Consider the following 22,789-nt stretch of genomic DNA (forward strand, 5'->3'; position numbering starts at 1 on the left):
TTATCGCCACAAATAATAAAAATTAATTCAGTAATTATCTATTGATTTTCATAATATTAATATTATTTGCAAGTGTGAAAATATGTGTTGAAGTTATTATTGAAAGTGCATTTAAAAAATATTTAAATATATTGTTAAAGAAAAGATTATTTTTAGTATACTGTTGTTGAACTTTTTTATTATTGCTATTTTGGTGATATAAATGTCTGATAAAAAACCAATTAATGCCATGTATGGCACTAAAATGAGTTTAAATCTTGATAAAGTTAAAAAATCTAAAGAAGATGTAGTTGAAGAGCCTATTGAAGAGGCTCCTGTCGTTGAAGAAGTAGCAACAGAGGTTGTTGACGAGGCTCCTGTTGTTGAAGAAGTAGATGAAGAGGTTGTTGAGGAACCCTCTGAAGAAGCTGTTGAAGAGGATGAAGAGCCTGTTCAAGAAGAAGCAGAAGAAGCCGTTCCTCCTGTTGAAGAAGCTGTTGAAGATGAAGAAGAACCTCCGGCTAAAGAAGCGGAAGAAATCCCGGTCGAGAAAAAACCTGCTGAAAAAACTTCAAAAAAATCAGATGACAACATTATTAATAAGTTGAAAAATGAGATTTCTGAAAAATCAGAAAAATTATCTAATCAATCCAGTGAACTTAACTACTTGACTAATAAAGTTATTCCAAAGCTTAAAAAAGAAAATTCTGAGCTCAAGAGTGTAAAGATTGAATTAACCGATGCTTTAGAAAAAACTACTAGGAAATACTTTGATCAACTAGATATTAGTGAAGATTTAAGTGATAAAATCGGAAAAATTGGCGCCGAAAGTGCCGTTAATAAGGTAAGGGCAGATAAATTGGAATCTGAACTTGACTCTATTAAAGAAACCTATGAAGCAAAAATTGCTGATTTGAAAAAAGAATTGGATTCATTTGACACTTCTGAAGCTGATCATTTAAAAGATATGAATCAGAAATTACGCAATGAGCTTAAAGAAGTAAATGACAAATTAACCAGATCCAAAGATGAGAACAAAAAACTCAACGATGAGGTTATCGACTTAAGAAATGATTTAATTGAAATTGGCGATTATAAAGATGAAGTTGACAAGAAAAATAATCATACAATCGCTAAACTTAAGGAAGAGATTTCCTCCCTTACTTCTCAATTGAAAATTAAGGAAAGCAGCTATGACAAATTGTCCAATGAATCAAATAAAACAATTTCCGATTTAAGAAAACAAATAGCTAAACTTGAGGAAGCTTTAGAAAAAGAATCCAACAAAGGATTATTTAATAGATTTAAATAGATGATTTTTTCATCTATTAATTATTTTTTTTAAAATGACTGATGATGCTTATTTTATGAATGAAGCTATTGGGGAAGCTCAAAGATCTTTAACGGAAGGAGGAATTCCAATCGGAGCCGTTCTGGTTAAAGATGGTGAAATAATTTCTAGAGGTCATAATAGATTAATTCAAAGGGGTTCTGTAGTTTTGCATGCCGAAATGGATGCAATTGAAAATGCAGGTCGCCTAGATTATGAAGATTATATTAAATGTACATTATATACAACTCTATCGCCGTGTCCGATGTGCTCCGGTGCAGTAATTTTGTATAATATTCCCCGTGTCGTAATAGGTGAAAACACAACCTTGATGGGTGCGGAAAATTTTCTTGAATGCAACGGTGTGGAAGTTGTTGTTTTGAATGATATGCGATGCAGAGATTTGTTTTTAAAGTTTGCCTGTAACAATCCGGGTGTTTGGGAAGATGAGTTGGCAAAGGTTGGAAACACAACAGAGGTTAAATGATGGAAATTATAGTAACTGATGAGAGGGATGAAAGATTTATTGAATTTTGCGATTCATTCGGTTGTTTTATGGATGAACCTCAGGTTGTTTTGCTTTTGGATAATTTCGGTAAAATCGTAGGTTGCACCAGTTTCAAGGTCTATGATGCCGATTCATGTGAAATTACTACTTTATTTTTGAATTCATATGATAATCGTGAAAAGATTGCTTATAAACTAATCAGGCAGCTTGAAAAAATAGCCATTGATTATGAGTTTAAAAAAGTCAGGGTCAGCTTTGACAGCAGAGAGGATATCCTGGTTGAGATATTTGAAAAATTGGATTACCAGTTCATCGATGAAGTCTGCATGGAAAAGGAATTCAAAATTTTTGCTTAATTTTTTTTAAAAAAAGAAAGATTAAAAGATTAAGCTTCTTGTCTTAATCTTTTTACAACAAAGTCTTTGTCTAAACTTAACAGGAATGACGCAGCTCTAGGACCTTGTTTTTGACCAAGAATCATTTTATAGATTGCCTGGAAACCTTTTTGAGGTTTTAAACCTTGACCTTCTAGGATTTCATACATGGCATCGTGCAACTCTGTCGCATCACTAAATTCGGTTTTTTCCATTAAATCGGCCAAATCATTTAGGAATTGTGTCTGTTCATCAGTCAATGGTAATTTTGGAATGTTTTTAGTTTGCACTTGGAATTTCACGAATTTAGGTGCATAAGTGTCTAACCAGTAAATTACATTGTCAACCCTTTCTCTGTATTGGGCCAGTTCTGTTTCGGTCAAGTCAGCGAATTCCTTATCTTCAAAGCTTTTGGTTAATTGAGAGTTTTTCTTAAGAATTTCAAAGATTTTTTCCAAGTCGTCTCCTGCAATTTGGTAAGCGTTGACCAGGAATCTGAAAGGAGGCCTGAATGGAAGAGGACTTCCTTCGTTGATTTGAACTATTTCATAGATTTCCTTGAATTTCCTTGCTTCTTTTTCAGATGGTGCCTCTACTTCATCATAGAATACTTTTTCAACGGTATCAAACTGGTCGATGAAGTCTAAGTAAGGCATTTTTGGGGAGAAATCTTTTGCTTTCATAGGTTTTGACCTAAATAAGTAGTAGTGAAGACTTTCAGCAGGTCCGATTTTCAACCATTCGTCAGGAGCAAAGAATACACCATGAGACTTACTCATAGCTTCACCGTCTAATGTAATCCATTCGTATGGTACCGGATATGGTGCAGGATAGTCGAAGATTTTTTCAGAAATCACGCTACTTACATCGTAAGATCCGCCGCTTGCAGCATGGTCTTTTCCGAACGGTTCGCAGGTGGTTCCGAATATTTTCCATCTTGCTGCCCATTCCACTCTCCAGGTTAGTTTACCGTTTCCGGATTTGATGTCCATCTCACCATCATGTCCGCATTCGCATCTGTATTTGATGATGTCTCCATCGTAATCGTAAGCGTAAGTGGTATTTACACGTCCACATTCCTCACAGATAGGGTTGTAAGGAAGCCAGTCATCAGCCAAAGGTTCTCTTCTGTATTGGTTGAAGATTTCTTTAATCTCTTCAACTTTCTCTAAAGAGGTTCTAATGTAATCGTTATAGTCTCCGTTTTTATACATTTCAAAACCGGATTTGGCTTCCATTTCAATTCCATAGTCATCCATAACGGAAAGTAAAGGTTTTTCAAAGTGTTCTACAAAGTTAGCACAGCAGCCGTCAGGACATGGAATCATTGAGTATGGCATTCCTAAGTATTTGTCATAATCTTCAGGCAATGGATATGGAACTTTTCTCAAAGGGTCATGGTCATCAGCAATCCAGATTGTTTTGGCTTTTTTTCCTTTTTCTCTTAATTTCTTTCCAATTCCATTGGCTACAAATATGTCACATGAGTTTCCAATGTGAATACTTCCTGATATGGAAGTACCACTTGCAATAACGTGTTCCTCTACATCTCTTTTAGCCAGTTCATTAGCTACATTTTCTATCCAGTGTGTCATCTAAATTCACCATATAATAAAAAAGTTATCATAAAATAAGTTATAATTAAATTTTGTTCTTATTAATATAAAAAGATTAGTTAAATTAACTAACCTTAATATTGCCTAAAATTTTATCGATGGCATCCAGGAAATCTTTGGAAATAACTTTTTTCCTTTCGCTTCTTATTGCAAACATTCCGGCTTCTGTACATACTGCCTTCAAATCAGCGCCGGAAAGGCCTTCTGTTATTGCGCTTATGGTATCAAGGTCTATATTATCATCCAATTTCATCCTTCGGGTATGTATTTCCAGAATCCTTTGCCTGCTTTCTTTAACTGGATTAGGAACTTCAATTGTCCTGTCAAACCTTCCTGGCCTTAGCAGCGCTTCATCCAGAATGTCGGGCCGGTTTGTAGCGGCGATTATTCCGATGTCTCCTCTTGGATCAAATCCGTCAAGCTCTGCAAGAAGCTGCATCAATGTCCTTTGAACTTCCCTGTCGGCACCTTCGCTGTTTCCAACCCTTTTGGTTCCGATGGCATCGATTTCATCTATAAATATTATTGCAGGAGTCTTTTCCTTTGCAAGGTCAAAAACGTCTCTAACGATTCTTGAGCCTTCCCCCAGATATTTGTTGACAAATTCCGAAGCCACAATTTTAATGAATCTTGCATTTGTTTCGTTAGCCACGGCCTTTGCAAGCAATGTTTTACCCGTTCCAGGAGGTCCGTAAAGCAATATGCCTTTTGGCGGGTCAATTCCGATTTCTTCAAATATTTCCGGCTTTTTAATTGGAAGCTCTACGGTTTCTTTAACCTCAACTATTTGCGGGTCAAGTCCTCCAATATCTTCATATGTGACATCAGGCTTTTCGTCAATTTCCATAGCGGTTACATCTTTGTCCTTTTTTGCAGGAAATACATTAACGACAGTTAAGGTGTTCTGATTTAGCGCAACTCGAGCTCCTGGTTCGAGCAGTTCTGTTTTGATTGACCTTGGGTAATTTACTAGAAATTCATGACCTACATTGCCTTTAATTCCGACTTGGTTGTTGTCAAAAACTTCTGTTATTGTTGCAAGTATTAGTGGGGTTTTCTTAAACGAGTTGATTTCGCCTTTCAGTTCTTTGATTTTACCTTCCAATTGGTGGTTGCTGACATTTGTTTTGAGCTGTTCGCCTTCAAGACTTCTGACTTTCTCCATCAGTTCTTCTTTTGTTTTGGTATTTTCCTTTTTTAAGGATTCGATTGTTTCAATCAATTCCTCTTTTGAAGCTTCTTTTACAGATTCCATAATCTCCCCCTCAGTATAACTTATGTTATTATAATATTTTAACATTTATGGCGCTGCTTGTTTTTTAAAAAAAGATTTTGGCTTTGGTATTTGCTGGTTAAAATAAGTGTAGTTTAATGTAAAAAGTTGTTAAATTAAAAAAGAAGTAAAAATAGATAGAAATCTATCTATTTGATAAGGTCAGAATCGGATTGGTCCAACCATTCGTTAACGATTTTTACTGCACAGTAGTTACCGCACATTGTACATGTGTCTTCTTCTTCAGGAGGTCTTTGATCTCTTTTTGCACGTGCAGCTTCAGGAAACATTGCGCAAGCATATTGTGCTTCCCAATCAAGGTTTTTCCTTGCTTCAGCCATTGCTAAATCTTGTGAACCGTCAATTTGGCCGGTTGCTAGGTCTCCAGCATAAGCTCCGATTTTAGTTGCAATTACACCTTCTCTTACATCATCTGGATTTGGTAAAGCAAGGTGTTCTGCAGGAGTCACGTAACAGATGAAGTCGGCTCCGGCTTTTGCAGAGGATGCTGCACCGATAGCGGACACGATATGGTCGTAACCAGGTGCCACGTCACATACAATAGGTCCAAGCATGTAGAAAGGAGCGTTGGAACACATTTTCTTTTGAATCATTACGTTTGTTGGAATTTCATTAATCGGAATGTGTCCTGGTCCTTCAATCATACATTGTACTCCGGCTTCACGGGATCTATCAATCAATTCTCCTAAAATGATCAATTCTTGTATTTGGGCCCTGTCGGTTGAGTCTGCGATAGATCCTGCTCTCATACCGTTAGCAAGTGAAAGAACGACGTCATGTTCTTTTGCAATCTCTAAAACGTAATCGAAGTTTTCGTATAGTGGGTTTTCCTTTTCATTTTCAACAATCCATCCGGACATGAATGATCCTCCACGGGATACGAGTCCTGTTACACGGCCTTGTCTTTTGAGTCTGGTCAAGGTTTCAATGTTGATACTACTGTGGATTGCCATAAAGTCGATACCATCTTTTGCCTGTTTTTCGATGGTGTTAAATAAGTCATCTTCAGTCATGTAAATTACAGAACCGTCTCTTCTGATACTTTCGATAGCCGCTTGATATACAGGCACTGAACCAACTGGCAATGGAGACATATCCAAAACTCTATTTCTGATTACATCCAAATCTCCACCAATACTCAATTCCATTAAACAGTCTGCACCATTGTCGATTGCAATTTGTGCTTTCAATACTTCTTCATCGAAGTTCACAATATCAGTTGAAGTTCCGACAGTTGCATTTACCTTTGTTCTAAGTCCTGCACCGATACCTGCAGCTTCAATATCTCTATTTACATTTCCAGGTATTACTATAGTTCCGTTCGCCACGGATCTTAAGATGAAATCTTCTGAAACATTTTCTATTTCTGCTACATGTTTCATTTCATCGGTTAATATACCTTTTTTCGCATCACTAATTTGTGTCATCTTGAATCATCCCTCAATTAAGATTTATAACAGTCAAATTTATTTTAAAATATTCTCATACTAATTGATAATTTGTTATTTTTATTTAATACTATTTAAATTAATAGGATTATTTTTAATTCTATTATATTTGAGATATATAAAGTTTTTTTTAAAAAATAAGTTATTTCAATATTTAATTGTTAAATTAAAGCATTATTGATAAAAATAAAGTTTACTTTAAAAAATAGTAAAGAGAATAGATTTAGTAAAATCCATTCATCCTTTCAAATGCATCATCGAAACTAGGCATGTTTGTCTGACAGCCTTGATGCTCTACAATAAATGATGAGACTGATGATGCAAATTTGGCTGATTCTTCTAAAGATTCTCCATTTAGGAATCTTGATAGGAATCCTGCTCTGTAGGAATCTCCAGCTCCGGTTGGGTCAACCGCTTCTCTGGTTATTGCATCAATCTTAATCTTATCTTCATTGGAGTAAATTTCACTACCGTTAGCTCCACAGGTTTTTACAATTATCTTTGGACCTAACTCCCTTAAACCGTCAAGGTCAACTTCCAATGCATCCAAAATTCTTTCGATTTCATGATGGTTGGCAAAGAGGATTGTAGTGTTTTCGATTACATCCTTCAATTTTTTGGTATCATACATTCCGAGGTCTTGGCCAGGATCAAATGAAACTAGTATATCTTCATTTTTTGCCTCTTCTGAACATTTCCAGTTATAGTCAGGGTCTCCGGTTGCAAGGTGAACGGCTGTAGCGTTTTTTATTGCAGAGGTTGGCACTTTGCTTTCTGCAAATTCACGTGCGGCACCCCAGTAGAAGTAACTGATTTGGTCTCCATTGTCATCGGTTAAAACAAATGCTGTAGGTGTTGCTTCACCTGGAACTATAATCAGTGATTCGGTGTCGATACCTAAATTTTGCATATGTTCGTAGTATTCTGTTTTCTTAAAGTCTCCACCAACGGCGGATACCAGTGATGTTTTTAATCCTAATTTTGCTCCAACACAAGCTACGTTTGCAGCAGCCCCACCATTAAATGTTTTCATATTGGTTATAGGTGCTGAAAAGTTAGCTTTTGGAAATTCAGGTACTCTAATTATATAATCATGAGCAGAGTGTCCGATTGCTAGTAAATCTCTGTTTTTTGCCATAATATCGCCTTTTTGTATTTCAATTTAATATTGGTCCTTATCATTATTTAATGTTTTGAAAAATCGTATAGGTCGTTGATATGATTTTTCACAAAATCATAATGTCATTGGGAGGTAATTAATAATTATATGTTATTAATTTAAATTTTATTTCCCAAGAGCATTTGAAAAGTAATTCTAGATTAATGTAAAACCCTGTTTTTCAATAAGTTCCTGTCCGTCATTAAGTAAAAATTCAATAAACTCGTCAACTTCGGGTTTATCTTCATTTACCTTAATCACGCTGATTACATGTCTTGTATCAAATTTTAAAATCTCGTTTCCCTTAAAATAACTGGCATTTAAAAAGCTATATAGATTTTCAGAATTTTTAACTAATTTAAATGCATCAAACTGTGAGTTGACGGTATGTTTTAGACTATAATTTATGTCATAATGTTCCAGACTGTTCCAGGCAAGCCTCTGTGCTGAACCTTCAACATTTACAAATTCAAGGTCTTCCAAGTCGTTAATGCTTTTAATCTCTTTTGAATTTGGGTTTGAAATCAAAACGAGGTAATCGTAAGCTATTGGTGTAAAATCAATATTCAACTCATAAGCAATCAAAGGATCGTCAAGCGTTAAGATATCTACCGCACCTCTTTTTGCAAGCTCAAATGCGTCCTTGTCGCTGCTGCTGTAGACATTTATGTTGAATGGCTGTCTGATACTTTCCAGAAGTCCGGAACTTATATGGCCGCCTGCAATATTGATGTTTGATGTTTTTTTAATTTGAATAATGTATTTCCTGTATTCGTTAAGAAGGTCAGTTCCCGCTTCAGTCAATAATGTTCCGTTTCCCACTTTTTGTGTTATTTTAAGACCTAATTTCTGCTCAGCTTTCAATAATCTTCTATTAAATACTGTATGGGAAATGTTCAACTCTTTGGCGGATCTTCGCTGGGATTTTGTTCGGGCTAATGATTCTAAACTTTGATACAGTTTATAGTCATAAATGTCATCATTTATCTTTAAGCTGATTAACCCTTCGCTTTGAAATTTCATTAATTATATATAAAATTGTTGTCATAATTAATAATATTGGTTTTAAATTTTTTGGGAATTAGATAAAATGGAAATAATGAAAACGTCTATAAGAGCAATATTGGATAATATTGAGACAGCACAAGATTTTTTAGATGAAGAAACAGTAAACCAATTTGAAGACATTATTATCAACTCTAAAAATGTTTTTGTTACTGGAGCTGGGAGATCCGGGCTTGCAGCTAAAGCATTTGCAATGAGACTGATGCATTTGGGTTTAAGTTCATATGTGGTAGGTGAGACAATATCTCCAGCTATTAATGCAGAAGACTGCATAATTGCAATTTCAGGTTCTGGAGAGACAAATACTATAGTTTCTGCTGCAAGAATAGCTAAAAATAGAGGTTCTAAAGTATTGGCTGTTACTTCTTATCCGGAATCAACTTTAGGCCAATTGGCTGATGGGTATCTTCTAGTTAAAGGAAGAACTAAAAAAGAAGTTGATGATGAAAATTATATGAAACGTCAAATTCATGGGAATTATACTTCATTAACTCCACTTGGTACTGCATTCGAGTTGACCACTTTGGTATTTTTGGATGCTATTGTTTCTGAGTTAATGGAAAAAATGCAGCAAACTGAAAGTGATTTGAAAGCAAGACACACAGTATTGGAATAATCAGAAGATTATTCTATTCTGATTATTGTATATGTTACATCTTTGGCCTCTCAGAAAGCCAACCAATGTAATATTTCCTTTTTTTGCAATGTTGTATCCTGAATTAGCGGGAGCTGCGTTTGAAGCGAGTATCGGCACACCTGCTCTTGTCATTTTTATTACCATGTCCGCAGGCATTCTTCCGCTGTAGATTACGTATGACTGTGAAAGGTCAAATTCATGTAATAAGCCGTATCCAATCACTTTATCTACAGCCACATGACGGCTTACATCCTCTTTTACTATAAACTTGTCCTCATAAACAATCCCCGCAACATGTGTTCCGCCGGTGGCCTGCCAGATTTCGGCATTGTCTTTAAGCTCTTCAATTCTTGAAATCAGCTCTTCAACTTTTACCTGGAAATCGGATTCGACAGGATTCACGGTTTTGATTTTGCTTCTCCATCCTCCGGCAGAATCGGAACAAAGGACGGTTTCATTTGTTTTAAGCAATGTATCATCAATTTGAGCGTAAATTTGAGTGCCTTCAACTTTTATTTCCTTGATTGCGTCCATTGAATTTACCATATTTTCGTTGAATAGGTATCCTACAGCAAACTCTTCAAGTGAATCTTCAATTGCGGATAGGCTGCGGCTTATACTTCCGTTTATTGTCAATGTGATTGTTTCATCTTTTACAACCTTTTCTTTGGTGTCAGTTGCATTTCCATTTTTATAATTTATTGCATCAATCTCTTCAATTTTCATTTCCTTAGCTCCTGTTATTAATATATTATAAGGCCCACCATATAATAAACTTAATATGCAAATTTTTTTCATTTGATTTTTTTTAAGTTTGATTTTTATCTTTTATCATGAATATCTAACTGATTAAGGATTTTTTTTATATTTAAAGAAATAAATGGTTTTTATTTTAATTGATATTAGTTTTAATTTATATTTTAAATTAGTAAATTATTTAAAATGTTATATACATATATTCTTATCGTAAAAAGCTATGTGATTGCTATGAATAAGAAAAGTAAAATGATTATTTTGATATTGGTTATTCTGGTTGTGGCCGCTGTTGCAACCCATTTGTTTTTAACTCCTTCGACAGTTGAAACCAGAGGGTCCAAAAATGTAACCGATATGATTGGCCGGTCTTTGGAGATACCTGCTTCGGTGGATAACATCGTTGCAACCAGTCCTCCGATGACTACTGTGCTGTATATGATTGCACCGGAAAAATTGAAAGCAGTCAACTTCCAATGGACTGATGACGAGCTTAAATATGTTCCAGGTCAATATGCCAATTATCCCGTTGTGGGAGGATGGTACGGTACACAGGATGGTAGCTATGAAGAGTTTATTGCAGCCGAACCTGACTTGATTATCGAATCAATTGACGAAGGTGGAGATGGAGATTTATCTACCGTAAACGAACGCCAGGAAAAGTTCGGCACTATTCCGGTTTTGGCCGTAAAGGACACTACCAATGTTGAAAAGGTGGGAGAATCAATAACATTTATGGGGGAAGTTGTTGGAGCACAGGATAAGGCCAAACAGCTAAATGATTTCAACGATAAGTATCTGGACATGGTTCATGACAGGGCCTCCAAATTATCCGACGGCGATAAGAGGACAGTCTATTATGCCGAAGGAGATGACGGTCTTCAGACAAGTCCTTCCCATTCCACACACGGGCAGCTGATAGATCTGATTGGTGGAAAGAATGTGGCCGATTCAGCAGGTCAGGGAAATACCACTTCAGGCATTCAGGTATCTATTGAACAGGTAATAAGCTGGAATCCGGACATTATCATCACAAATGATAAGGAATTTTATTCCAAAGTTTATTCGGATAATAACTGGGCTCAACTTGATGCTGTCAAAAACAAGGAAGTCTATTTGTGCCCTCAATCTCCGTTCAAATGGTTTGATAGGCCTGTTGGAGCAAACATGATTATTGGGGTTCCATGGACTGCTAAAGTTATTTATCCTGATGATTATAAGGATATTGATATGGTTTCTGCAACCAAAGAGTTTTACAGTAATTTCTACCACTTTGATTTGAGTGATGACCAGGCAAAACAGATATTGCTGGATTCAGGTCTTAAGGAATCAAACTTGTGATGATTTTTATGAATGATGAAACAAAGGAAATTGTAAATATTGTACTTTTGGTTTTTCTTCCCATTATTCTGTTTTTCGGTTCATTTTTGATGGGAAGATATCCTATTAGCCCAATTGATGTTGTAAGTACAATTCTATGTCCTATATTTCCGCAGTTGGAAGTTTCATCTACAATTACTACTATAGTCTTTGAAATAAGGCTTCCAAGAATCATTGCGGCACTTGTTGTTGGCGCTTGCCTTGCAATGGCAGGGGCTGCATTTCAAAGCATATTCAAAAACCCCCTTGTATCTTCAGATTTATTGGGCGTTTCTAACGGTGCAGGTTTCGGGGCTGCCTTAGCCATTTTAATCAGCGGTGCCAATGTCATAACCCAAATTTTCGCATTCGTTTTTGGATTGGTATCAGTATCGATTACATATATGATTTCAAGGAGCTATAAGGCAGGGGGAATATTGGTTCTTGTCTTGTCAGGGGTGGCGATTTCCGCATTTTTCAATGCGCTGATTTCAGCCGTAAAGTTCATTGCCGATCCCGACGACAAATTGCCTGAAATCGTTTACTGGCTGATGGGCAGTTTGGCTTCCGTTACAATGGATAAGCTGCTGATGATAGCAATTCCAGTAATAATCGGTGCGGTTATCCTATTGCTGCTTAGATGGCATATGAATCTCTTGGCAATGGGGGATGAAGAGGCGCAATCTTTGGGAGTCAATCCCGTTAGGATTAGATTATTGATAATTGCTGGATGTACATTATTGACATCTGCCGCCGTTTCAATCAGCGGCATAATCGGATGGATAGGTTTGATTATTCCCCATATGGCGAGGATGATTGTAGGTCCTGACAATAGGATATTGATGCCCGCTTCATTAAGTTTGGGGGCAAGTTTTCTGCTTCTGGTGGATAACATTTCCCGTGCGGTACTTTCCATTGAAATACCTATTGGTATTCTAACTGCCATAATCGGTGTTCCGATATTTTTATACTTGCTTAAGAGGGGGTATTCGGAGTGGTCGTAGATAGATTGTTTGAAGTGAAAAACATTTCATTTTCATATGATGGTGAAAAAATATTCGATAATATTAGCTTTTTCATCGATAAGGGTGATGTTTTATGCATTCTAGGCCCTAATGGAACCGGGAAAACCACTCTTATTAAATGTCTGAACGGTCTGCATGATGTCGGTTCGGGCGAAATTCTTGTCAACGGAAGGAATTTAAAGGATTTGTCTTTCGCTGAAATTTCAAGACATATTGGTTATATACCTCAATCCCATGTACCATCATTTCCATTCACGGTTTTGGATGTTGTTGTTATGGGAAGGGCACCATATTTGAATTTAACAGATTCTCCAAAGGATAGCGACATGGAAATTGCCCTCAATTCCTTAAGGACTTTGGGCATAGATCATCTGAAGGATAAGGAGTACACAAACTTAAGCGGTGGGGAAAGGCAGTTGGTATTCCTGGCACGTGTATTGTGTCAGCAACCGGACATATTGATATTGGACGAGCCAACTTCCCACTTGGACTTCGGCAATCAAATTAAACTTTTGGAAATAATAGACAATCTGTCCAAGTCAGGATTGTCGATTATAATGTCTTCACATTTTCCGGACCATGCTTTTTTAAGTTCAACTAAGGTTGCAATCATGAAAGATAAGAAATTCATTGATTTTGGAACTCCGGATGATGTCGTAACTGAGGATAATCTGAAAAAGGCTTATTCCATTGATGTTAAGCTAATTGAATTGGATGACAAGAGAAAGGTATGTGTACCTTTAAAGACAAATTTAAAATTAGATTTATAAGGTGATTATATGAATGAAAAGGATTATGATGAACAACTTGCAAAGGCCGCCGAGTTTCATGGCCACATCTGTGGCGGAATAGCTATCGGAACAAAATTGGCAATGTATGGGCTTGAATTGTTGGGAATGGAATTGAACGAAAGACATAAAAACCTAATTGTATTTTTGGAAATTGACAGATGCATGTCCGATGCAGTCCAATCTGTTACAGGATGTTCCATGGGTAAAAGAACTCTTAAACAGATGTACTACGGTAAATTTGCGGCAACATTCTATAATCAGGACACTGGTGAAGCATTAAGAATCACCGATGCAGATGCAAATAAGAAATTCAAGGATGAGGAGACCAAAGAAGAGATGATTGCTCGTTTTAGGCGCACTCCTCCTGAAGAATTGTTTAAGGTCGATAAGGTAAAAATTGAATTGTCAAAATCAGACATGCCGGGCAAACCTTATACTACAACATTCTGTACCGTTTGCGGTGAGAAGGTATCTGACGGTCGCCATGTCCTTAGGGGTGGAAAACCGGTTTGCATATCATGCGCTGAAGGGTCATATTATGAATTGATTGAAGAGTAGGAATGGCAATACTCTTTATTTTGGTTTTATGATATTTCCTTAAACTTTTTATTTTATTTTAATTTCAATCATTTTTTATTATTTTTCTATTTAAACTAGTTATTATTGTTGAATTTAATTTTTATTCATTTTTAGTTAATTAATAATATTTTAATTTATTTTTTACGATATGTTTAAATAATCATATAGAGTAATATTTAATCAATAAAGATTTAATGGGTTGTAGTAATATGGATTTGATTGGAGGATATCTGTTAATAATTTTAATCTTATTTGCAGCTAATTTTTCTTTATTGATGGGGAATTTCAAAATTGACAATATCAAATTGATATTGGTGTCATTTGCCGCTTTTGTCATATCATTTATGCTGATGATGGGATCCGCTTATCTTAACGGCACTTTATCGTTTTTGATGGATAATTTCAGCTATTTGTTCATTGCCCTCAGCATTCTTGTATTTTCAACATTCCTTCATTACTTCAGAAAAAATAATTTGCGGCTTGCAATCGCATCCATTATAATATTATATATTATATCTGTCATTACACTTTCATCACAATCAGATTTATCTCTGGTTGATGGCTTGTTATATTCTTTATTTGTTTTTATAATTGTATTTGTTGTTTATCAACTTACAAAATTATTAATTCATGCTAAAAGGGACTATCCTGTAATCATTGGAGAATACATGTCTTTATTTGCATTATTATTGTTTATTTTTGGATTGACATACACTTCAACAAGAACTCTAGACTATAACATGTTTTCCCCATTTTTGATTTTGACTCCAACTTTTCAGTTGATTTATGTAATAATTGGAATAATCGCTGTTTTGATTATAGGTGTAGTTTATAGTGATTATACGGGAGGCAACTCATGATACTCCAAGGAACTCAAACGTTAACTTCGTTGATTCATATAATTTCTGAAAGTTTACTAACTCCAGTTGTAATTCTGTTAGTTATTGCAGTAATTATCGTTCTTTTGGCTTTTGGCGGTGCCATTAATGAATTTATTTCAAGAAAGCCTATCTCTTCAAAAGAATTAGAGGAATTGATTAGAAGTATTTCGTTTTCAAACAATGTATCTCAAATGAAGGAAGTAATTAGCAATAGTAATTTATTTGATTATCAAAAGGAAGTTTTAAATAGAATTGCGGATAATCATGACATCGGCAAGGAAGCAAGAAAGGCTTTTGCCAGTGAGTTAATATCCGATGAGGAAACAAGATTGATTAAAAGCACCAATAAAACAGATGTTCTTGTCAGAGTCGGACCGATTTTGGGTCTTTTAGGCACTTTGATTCCTTTGGGTCCTGGTTTGGCGGCATTGGGTAGTGGTGACATATCTACCCTTGCACAAGCATTGACTATTGCATTTGATACGACAGTAACAGGTTTGTCAGTTGGTGCGCTTGCTTATGTAATTTCCAAATTCAAAAAGCAATGGTATGAATCAGACCTGATTGTAACTGAAACACTTGCCGAAGCCGAATTGGAAGCCCTGAACAGATGGTGAAATCATGCTTAGAAAAAGAAGGAGAATTTCAGAATCCGAAGATGATGACCCAATGGGAGGTTTAAATAACCTTTCGGATGCGATGCTTGTTTTGGCTTTGGGATTTTTGATTTTTGCCATTATGGCGATATCAGTCAATCCGAACATGATTTCAGATGCATCTTCTACAACACAGGATGTTTCAACTGCAGACACGTTTACTCAAAATTATACTGATGCCGGTGGACTTGAAGACAGTGGTTATAGCGAGGTTGGAAAGGTATATCAAGATCCAAATACTGGTGAGCTAGTACTTGTATCGGGTTAGATTTTCATCTCACTCGATTTTCTTATTTTTTTAGCATCAATTTTGTCTTATATTTTCTTTTGATTATTTATCCAATTGAATATTTTTGCATTGATTTTCCTCGATTTTTATCAACGATAATTTTATTGCCATATATAAATGTATGATATGTTAATATATTCAATTCGATATTTTTAAAAGATTGTATATTTCTTTTAAAATGATAATTATTTTTATATTTATATTTAAATTAAAAAACAGTTTACATTTGAACCAATATTATTTTAAACAGTCTATTAATGGAAGCTATTTTTAAAAATAAGAGTTTTAATCGATGTGATTATCAATTAACAAGGTATAATTACTACAATATTATATTACTCCATTATCCTATTTAAGTATTTCTTTTAGAGCCTAATAACAAACCCTTTTTATATATTAAATGATATATATATTTTCATAATACTTTGAACGATTAACTTTGGGATTCATTAGTATTATAAAAAATTATAAAAAAGGGATAAAGAGGTTGATAAAATGAGTTCATTCAAAAGTCCAGTAGATACTGCAAAAGCAATTTCTGCAACTGCTGGAGCAAAAAACTCTGCAAATATTGTCAATGTGATTTTACTCTCCTTTTTAGCAGGAGCATATATCGCATTTGGAGGTTTATTAGCTGAAGTAGCTAATGCAGGTATGGTAGCTGCAGGTTTACCAATTGGTTTATCCAAATTCGTATTCGGTGCAGTGTTCCCTGTAGGTTTGATTATTGTTGTACTCGCAGGATCTGAATTATTCACTGGTAATGTAATGTTCATGACTATCGGTGTATTAGACGGTTCTGCTACTATTGGCGGACTTGCTAAAAATTGGGTAATCAGCTGGTTATTCAACTTCGTAGGTGCATTATTCGTTGCATACGTTCTTGCATTTATGGGAGGAATTATTACTTCTGACCCAGCTATTCAAGCAGGAGCTATTAAAGTAGCAACTGGTAAAGTTGGAATGACCTTTGATGTAGCTTTCATTAAGGCTATCGGTTGTAACTGGCTTGTATGTTTAGCTGTATGGTTAGCAAACGCATCCGATGATATCATTGGTAAAATCTTCGGTATTTGGTTCCCAATCATGGCTTTCGTAACCATTGGATTTGAGCACAGTGTTGCAAACATGTTCTTCATACCATTAGGTATGTTCTTAGGTGCTGAAGGTGTTAACTGGGTTACTATTATTGTAAACAACTTAATTCCTGTAACTCTCGGTAACATCGTTGGTGGTGCAATATTCGTAGGCTGTATCTATTGGTTCACTTACCTTAAAGAATAAGCTAGTAAACTTTAAATTAAGAAGCTTTCTAAAGCTTCTTTTTTAATTTATTTAAATAAATAATATTATTTTGGAGATTATAAAATGGTTGAAATTAAATATGTGCCAACAATCTGTCCTTACTGTGGTACCGGTTGTGGACTTAACTTCGTTGTAAAAGACGAAAAAATTGTTGGTGTAGAACCTTTAAAAAGACACCCTGTAAATGAGGGTAAAGTATGTCCAAAAGGTAACTTTGGATATCAGTTTATTAATAGGGAAGACAGATTAACTACTCCTTTAATAAAAGAAAACGGTGAATTCAGAGAAGCATCTTGGGATGAAGCTCTTGATTTAGTAGCTAACAAACTCAAAGAAGTATCTGACGAAGATCCAAACAAAGTCGGATTCTACGCATGTGCTCGTTCACCTAACGAAAACATTTACATTACTCAAAAATTAGCTAGAGTAGCTTGTCAAACTCAAAACGTAGACCACTGTGCACGTATTTGTCACGGTCCTACCGTAGCAGGTTTAGCTAACACTTTCGGATCAGGTGCTATGACCAACGGATTCGACAGTATCAAAGAAGCTGACTACATATTCTGTATTGGATCAAACAACATGGAAGCACACCCATTGTTTGGACGTAAAATGATTCAAGCTAAACAAAACGGTGCTAAATTAGTTGTATTAGACCCAAGATTCACTCCTACTGCTAAAATCGCAGATGAATATGTACAATTTGAAACAGGTACTGACGTAGCTTTAATGAACGCTATGATTAAAGTCATCATCGACAAAGACTTACATGACAAAGAGTTCATTGCTAACAGAACCAAAGGTTTCGAAGAAATGAAAGAAACCGTTCAAAAATACACTTTAGAAATGGCTTCTGAAATTACCGGTATTAAACCTGAAGTAATCGAACACTTAGCTGTAGAATATGCATCTGCTGACAAAGCAGCTATCGTATACTCATTAGGTATTACCGAACACTCTCACGGTGCTGACAACGTTATGTCCACTGCAAACCTTGCAATGTTAACTGGTAACATTGGTAGACAAGGTACTGGTGTAAACCCATTAAGAGGACAAAACAACGTACAAGGTGCTTGTGATATGGGTGCATTACCTTCCGATTACGTAGGTTACAGAAAAGTTAAAGACCCAGAAACTACCGCATGGTTCAACGACTACTACAGTGGATACGGATATGAAGTAAACTTACCAACCACTCCTGGTTTAACCTTGGTAGAAATGATGAACGCTGCTCACGCTGGTGACTTAAAAGTATTATACATCCACGGGGAAGACCCAGTTCTCTCTGATGCTGACGTACAACACACTAAAGAAGCACTTGCAAACTTAGAAATGTTAGTTGTACAAGAATGTTTCTTAACCGATACTGCACAATGTGCTGATGTTGTTTTACCTGCAGCAGGTTGGGGTGAACAAGAAGGTACATTCACCAGTGGTGAAAGAAGAGTACAATGCTTACACAAAGCACAAGAACCACCTGAAGGCGCAATGTTAGATTGGAAAATCATGGAAGAAATCGCAGTCAGAATGGGCGTACCAAGAGAACTGTTCCACTATGAATCTGCTGAAGAAATCTTCGAAGAAATCAGAGAATGTGCTCCTATCATGGCTGGTATGAACCGTGAAAGATTAGACACTCCTGAAGCACTTCATTGGCCTTGCCCATCTGAAGATGACCCATGTCAACCATTAATGCACAAAGAAAAATTCGCACACCCTGATGGTTTAGGAATCTTCCAAGCATTAGAACACAAAGGACCTGTTGAAACTGTAGATGAAGAATACCCATTATTATTAACCACTACTAGGATTTTGTTCCACTACCACGCAGCAATGACTAGAAGATGTGAAACATTAAGCAATGAGGTAAAAACAGGATTCATTGAAATCAACACCAAAGATGCTGAAGCAAGAGGAATTATTAACGGCGAAGTTGTAAAAGCTTTCTCTAGAAGAGGAGAAATCGCAATTCCTGCTCGTGTAACTGATGACATCAGAGAAGGTATTGTAAACATTCCAATGCACTTTGTAGAATGTGCAGCTAATGTATTAACCAACTCCGATTCTTTCGACCCTAAATCTAAAATGGTTGAATTAAAAGCTTGTGCTATTCAAGTAGAAAAACTCCCTGAAGTATTAGAAATGAAAGGAGAAGTCTACAAAGATGGTACTGACACTGAAATCAAAGCTGAAAACATGTCAACTACTACCGTACAAGTAGGAAAATAAATGAGGAGTAGATTTAAATGAGCGCAAAAATAAACGATATGTACTACGCATACTCTGCTATTGAAGATATCAAAGAAAAAGGGGAATACGGCGGAGTAGTAACTACTATCATGAAATACTTATTAGAAGAAGGTATCGTTGACGGTGTTGTCGGTGTAACCGAAGGTCACGATATTTATGATGGTGTTCCAACCCTTGTAACCGATCCTGCTGATGTAATCAAAACCGCAGGTTCAATTCACTGTGGTACCTTAAACATTGCAAAATTCGTATCCAAATACTTAGACGGCGCAAGATACATGAAACTTGCAGTTGCATGTAAACCTTGTGATGCAATGACCATCAGAGAATTAATGAAAAAAGGAAAAATCATCGAAGATAACGTAATTATGATTGGTGTAAACTGTGGAGGAACTATGTCACCTGTTCCTACCATGAATATGATTAGAGATGTATATGAATTAGATCCTAAAGACGTTATCAAAGAAGAAATCTCTAAAGGAAAACTCATCATGGAAACTGCTGATGGTGAAAAAGGTTTCAAAATCGATGAATTAGAAGAACAAGGTATGGGAAGAAGAGAAAACTGTCAAAGATGTAACCTTAAAATCCCTTCCAACGCTGACTTAGCTTTAGGTAACTGGGGGGTTATCGGTCCTTTAGCAGGAAAAGCTACTTTTGTTGAAGTATTTTCAGAAAAAGGTGCAGAAATCTTAGACAAAGTTATTGAAGCTGGTTTAATTGCTACCGAAGAACCTATCGAAAAAGGTATCAAAATCAGAGAAAACATCAACAACTTCATGCTTAAAGAATCCCAAGCTAAAAAAGAAGTTGATTACGCAGGCACTACCGGAGACATCATTGATGTATTCTACCAATACGAAGATGAATTCTCCAAATGTATGAAATGTTACGGCTGTCGTGAAGCATGTCCATTATGTTTCTGTGAAGACTGCTGTCTTGAAGCTGAAGGTCCTGAATGGGTACCTGGTGGATACACTCCTGCAGCTCCATTCTTCCACTTAACACGTTTAGTACACATGGTTGACGCATGTACCAACTGTGGACAATGTTCCGAAGTATGTCCATGTGAAATCCCTGTTGCTAAAGTATGGAGTACCGTAAACAACAAAGTAAGAGAAATCTACGGATACATTCCTGGTATGGGTAGTGACGATCCACTTCCATTCACAGACCACGTATCCAAAGCTAAATGGTTATAATTGGGGGTTTCCCTATTATACCACCTTTTTTTCTTTTTTTTAAAAAATTAATTTTTATTTAATCAGCTATTTTTCAAAAGATTTTTAAAAAAAGTTATTTGTTGAATGGTTCACGATTGTTGATACCATCCAGGAATATTTTTTCCAATTGTTCTTCGCTTTCACCATTTCTTACATGTGAAATCAATTCAACAAGATTGTCGTTTCTTAAAAGGCATGGTTTGATTTTTCCATCTGGTGTTATCCTCAATCTGGAGCAATTTGCACAAAAGCTAGAGTTATCAACCGGTCTTACTATCTCGATTTCTCCACCGTTGATGTAATATTTTTTACGGCCTTGCATAAACTTACGTTCACGCACATCACTAGCCATATCAGCCAATCTTTTTTCAATGGAATCCAGCGGGTAATGGTAATCCGCATTGAACTTGTCATCATCACAGTTTTCGCTTTCTATCAGTTCAATCAACTGAAGCACCATGCCATTGTCTCTGCAGAATTCAAACATGTCCTTTACCTCATCCTGATTGATGTCTTTCATTATGACCATGTTGATTTTAACCGGATATAGGCCGACTTCAACGGCTTTCAGGATACCCTCTTTGGCTTTGTTCAGATAATCCATTTTTGTAACGAACTTGTAGGTGTCACGATTTAAAGTATCTAGGCTTACATTTACCCTATTAAGTCCTGCTTCCTTTAGGCCTTCGGCATATTTTCCAAGCAATACTCCATTGGTTGTAAGAGAGATATCCTTAAAATCAAGGCTTGCAATTTTTTCAACAATCTCAACAATGTCCTTTCTGACTAGGGGATCTCCACCTGAAAGTCTGATTTTTTTAACTCCTATCTTTTTGGCTATTTTGCATATCCGGTATATTTCATCGGGAGTCATTTCATCCTTTGAGGAAACCATCCCGTCATGGTGGCAGTAGATGCAGTTTTCATTGCATCTGTTTGTAATAGTGATTCTAAGTGAAATGATTGGTCTTGAATATTTATCCTTAACAAATTCATCAGTCACAATATCACTCCTCAACCCTGATTTTTATATTGTTGATTTCTTCATCCATTTTTAGAGTGTTTATGACTGCAAAAATAGTTTCTTTTAATATTCCGCTTGTGAATTCATTGATTTCTACAGGTTTGTTATTTGTTTTAAGAACAATGTCTGCATCAGTCAGATTGTCATCATGAATATCTGATATCTCAACATCTATACTCTTCACATCATCTTCAGTTTTAATGGATTTAACCATTGCGTTTATGGAGTTTGTAATAATGTCATTTGTGAATTGATTTATCATAAGATTTCTGTCATTTATCAAAATTGTGGTTTTTTTGTCAATTTTGGCGGGTTTTTCGCTATCCGGAATAATCAATTCAATTTTTCTAACATCTTCAACACCGTAGTCATCAAGGTTTAAAGTGCTGATTACTCCTAAAATATTTTGTTTGAGATAGTCACTTACAAATCTGTTCAGTCCAACAACCTTGTCATCTATGGACATATAGCTGTGTACGCTGTCAAGCTCTTCGACAGTCAGATTTCCTTCACGAATTTCACAGGCAATGGATTCACCGTCATTATATCCGCAGTTGTTTGCAAACAATGTGTCTACGATATCGTGGCCCCTTTCTTCAATAAGGTCAGCCAGTTGGCTGACGCCTTCCTCATCAATTGTAAATGAATCTACCTCAGCAATTGTGTATTCGTCTCTGACGTTTGGGGAAGTGATTATTTTTGGATAGTTGTAGCTTTTGTATCCTTCAATGATTACAAAATCAAAGTCATCGAAATGTTTCAGTAGGTATAAAATTCTGTTTAGGTCATGCTCTTTTCTTGCGTTAAAGAAAGTTGTTGATCCGACACCCACAACCAGATTTGCTCCGGCTTGCTTATGTTTCCATGTGTCGGTATTCTCTTTGTCCATTTCTATTGAATGGTGTGAATGTTTGATGGAAGCGACATTATAACCCCTTCGTGTCAACTCCGCTATAACTTTCACAGTCAGTGAAGTTTTTCCAGTATTTTTCTTACCTACAATTGATGCGATTTTCATTTTATATCTCCAGTAATAATATATGTAATTAGTATTAATTAATGATTTCTAAATGTTGATGTGTAGTAACTACACATCATTTTGCCAAACCTAAAGATTTTGCCATTTTTTACTATTTTTTTCATTTTTTTAATACTTTTTTTATAATTTTTATTATAAAATACACGATATAAACATCTTTAAATATCGATAAGCAATATTTAAATTTAATATAAAAAAATATACG

22 protein-coding genes are annotated in these 22,789 nt (G+C 35.8%); 14 read left to right on the top strand and 8 right to left on the bottom strand.

The features are described 5' to 3' along the window. Positions 1-202 precede the first annotated feature (202 nt). Genes ACJMLZ_RS01030 through ACJMLZ_RS01040 form a run of 3 tightly spaced genes read left to right on the top strand, consistent with a single transcriptional unit; the run spans position 203 to position 2,173 of the window. Positions 203-1,291: a hypothetical protein gene (locus ACJMLZ_RS01030; protein WP_405303496.1), complete on the top strand. Its 1,089-nt coding sequence runs from the start codon at positions 203-205 to the stop codon at positions 1,289-1,291. A 34-nt stretch (positions 1,292-1,325) separates the two neighbouring features. Then, positions 1,326-1,796, top strand: coding sequence for a nucleoside deaminase (locus tag ACJMLZ_RS01035; protein WP_405303498.1), 471 nt, complete (start codon positions 1,326-1,328; stop codon positions 1,794-1,796). Beyond that, a complete protein-coding gene (locus tag ACJMLZ_RS01040; RefSeq protein ID WP_405303500.1) occupies positions 1,793-2,173 on the top strand; it encodes a GNAT family N-acetyltransferase in 381 nt (126 codons plus the stop codon). Before ACJMLZ_RS01035 ends, ACJMLZ_RS01040 begins: the two co-directional genes overlap by 4 nt. A 29-nt stretch (positions 2,174-2,202) precedes the next feature. Here ACJMLZ_RS01040 and lysS read toward each other — a convergent pair whose 3' ends face one another. The 5 genes from lysS to ACJMLZ_RS01065 all read right to left on the bottom strand — a co-directional run bounded on the left by lysS (position 2,203) and on the right by ACJMLZ_RS01065 (position 8,731). Then, positions 2,203-3,786 carry a lysine--tRNA ligase gene (gene lysS, locus ACJMLZ_RS01045; RefSeq protein ID WP_405303502.1) on the bottom strand — a complete coding sequence of 528 codons (1,584 nt, stop codon included), beginning with the start codon at positions 3,784-3,786 and terminating at the stop codon, positions 2,203-2,205. Positions 3,787-3,871: 85 nt separating this feature from the next. Then, positions 3,872-5,062 (bottom strand): proteasome-activating nucleotidase, encoded by a 1,191-nt coding sequence (locus tag ACJMLZ_RS01050; RefSeq protein ID WP_405303503.1) that lies wholly within the window; start codon positions 5,060-5,062, stop codon positions 3,872-3,874. 167 nt (positions 5,063-5,229) lie between these two features. Next, on the bottom strand, positions 5,230-6,528 hold the full coding sequence (thiC, locus tag ACJMLZ_RS01055; protein WP_405303506.1) for a phosphomethylpyrimidine synthase: 1,299 nt from the start codon (positions 6,526-6,528) through the stop codon (positions 5,230-5,232). Between the two features lie 244 nt (positions 6,529-6,772). Continuing rightward, entirely contained in the window at positions 6,773-7,687 is a 915-nt protein-coding gene (locus ACJMLZ_RS01060) for a carbohydrate kinase family protein (protein WP_405303509.1), read from the bottom strand. A 177-nt stretch (positions 7,688-7,864) separates the two neighbouring features. Continuing rightward, the gene (locus ACJMLZ_RS01065; RefSeq protein WP_405303511.1) at positions 7,865-8,731 is read right to left on the bottom strand and encodes a LysR family transcriptional regulator; all 867 of its coding nucleotides are present in this window, start codon (positions 8,729-8,731) and stop codon (positions 7,865-7,867) included. A 67-nt stretch (positions 8,732-8,798) separates the two neighbouring features. On the opposite strand from ACJMLZ_RS01065, the gene hxlB reads away from it, so the two are divergent. Beyond that, positions 8,799-9,389 (top strand): 6-phospho-3-hexuloisomerase, encoded by a 591-nt coding sequence (gene hxlB / locus ACJMLZ_RS01070; protein ID WP_405303513.1) that lies wholly within the window; start codon positions 8,799-8,801, stop codon positions 9,387-9,389. Here hxlB and fdhD read toward each other — a convergent pair whose 3' ends face one another. Then, positions 9,390-10,136 (bottom strand): formate dehydrogenase accessory sulfurtransferase FdhD, encoded by a 747-nt coding sequence (fdhD, locus tag ACJMLZ_RS01075; protein ID WP_405303514.1) that lies wholly within the window; start codon positions 10,134-10,136, stop codon positions 9,390-9,392. A gap of 261 nt (positions 10,137-10,397) precedes the next feature. Between fdhD and ACJMLZ_RS01080 the strand changes: the two genes are divergently transcribed. The 10 genes from ACJMLZ_RS01080 (at position 10,398) to ACJMLZ_RS01125 (ending at position 20,500) form a co-directional block, all read left to right on the top strand. After that, positions 10,398-11,504 carry an ABC transporter substrate-binding protein gene (locus ACJMLZ_RS01080; RefSeq protein WP_405303515.1) on the top strand — a complete coding sequence of 369 codons (1,107 nt, stop codon included), beginning with the start codon at positions 10,398-10,400 and terminating at the stop codon, positions 11,502-11,504. An 8-nt stretch (positions 11,505-11,512) separates the two neighbouring features. Then, the gene (locus tag ACJMLZ_RS01085; RefSeq protein ID WP_405303516.1) at positions 11,513-12,526 is read left to right on the top strand and encodes a FecCD family ABC transporter permease; all 1,014 of its coding nucleotides are present in this window, start codon (positions 11,513-11,515) and stop codon (positions 12,524-12,526) included. Next, complete coding sequence (locus tag ACJMLZ_RS01090) at positions 12,517-13,317, top strand: ABC transporter ATP-binding protein (RefSeq protein WP_405303518.1); 801 nt, start codon at positions 12,517-12,519, stop codon at positions 13,315-13,317. Before ACJMLZ_RS01085 ends, ACJMLZ_RS01090 begins: the two co-directional genes overlap by 10 nt. A 9-nt stretch (positions 13,318-13,326) precedes the next feature. Then, the gene (locus ACJMLZ_RS01095; RefSeq protein ID WP_405303520.1) at positions 13,327-13,896 is read left to right on the top strand and encodes an FmdE family protein; all 570 of its coding nucleotides are present in this window, start codon (positions 13,327-13,329) and stop codon (positions 13,894-13,896) included. Between the two features lie 215 nt (positions 13,897-14,111). Then, on the top strand, positions 14,112-14,777 hold the full coding sequence (locus tag ACJMLZ_RS01100) for a peptide ABC transporter permease (protein ID WP_405303522.1): 666 nt from the start codon (positions 14,112-14,114) through the stop codon (positions 14,775-14,777). Further along, the gene (locus ACJMLZ_RS01105) at positions 14,774-15,415 is read left to right on the top strand and encodes a MotA/TolQ/ExbB proton channel family protein (protein ID WP_405303523.1); all 642 of its coding nucleotides are present in this window, start codon (positions 14,774-14,776) and stop codon (positions 15,413-15,415) included. The genes ACJMLZ_RS01100 and ACJMLZ_RS01105 overlap by 4 nt, the downstream gene beginning before the upstream one ends. Positions 15,416-15,419: 4 nt before the next feature. Beyond that, positions 15,420-15,722, top strand: a complete 303-nt coding sequence (locus ACJMLZ_RS01110; RefSeq protein ID WP_405303525.1) for a DUF2149 domain-containing protein — start codon at positions 15,420-15,422, stop codon at positions 15,720-15,722. Between the two features lie 516 nt (positions 15,723-16,238). Next, on the top strand, positions 16,239-17,027 hold the full coding sequence (locus ACJMLZ_RS01115) for a formate/nitrite transporter family protein (RefSeq protein WP_405303527.1): 789 nt from the start codon (positions 16,239-16,241) through the stop codon (positions 17,025-17,027). A gap of 84 nt (positions 17,028-17,111) precedes the next feature. Beyond that, positions 17,112-19,277, top strand: a complete 2,166-nt coding sequence (gene fdhF / locus ACJMLZ_RS01120) for a formate dehydrogenase subunit alpha (RefSeq protein ID WP_405303529.1) — start codon at positions 17,112-17,114, stop codon at positions 19,275-19,277. A gap of 17 nt (positions 19,278-19,294) precedes the next feature. Beyond that, positions 19,295-20,500: a Coenzyme F420 hydrogenase/dehydrogenase, beta subunit C-terminal domain gene (locus tag ACJMLZ_RS01125; protein ID WP_405303531.1), complete on the top strand. Its 1,206-nt coding sequence runs from the start codon at positions 19,295-19,297 to the stop codon at positions 20,498-20,500. A gap of 94 nt (positions 20,501-20,594) precedes the next feature. Here the strand turns inward: ACJMLZ_RS01125 and moaA are convergent, their stop codons facing one another. Both moaA and mobB read right to left on the bottom strand, forming a co-directional pair. Then, a complete protein-coding gene (gene moaA / locus ACJMLZ_RS01130) occupies positions 20,595-21,524 on the bottom strand; it encodes a GTP 3',8-cyclase MoaA (protein ID WP_405303533.1) in 930 nt (309 codons plus the stop codon). A gap of 4 nt (positions 21,525-21,528) precedes the next feature. After that, positions 21,529-22,563 carry a molybdopterin-guanine dinucleotide biosynthesis protein B gene (gene mobB, locus ACJMLZ_RS01135; RefSeq protein WP_405303535.1) on the bottom strand — a complete coding sequence of 345 codons (1,035 nt, stop codon included), beginning with the start codon at positions 22,561-22,563 and terminating at the stop codon, positions 21,529-21,531. Between the last annotated feature and the right edge of the window lie 226 nt (positions 22,564-22,789).

This window comes from Methanobrevibacter sp. (genome assembly GCF_045126245.1).
Taxonomy (GTDB): Archaea; Methanobacteriota; Methanobacteria; order Methanobacteriales; family Methanobacteriaceae; genus Methanocatella.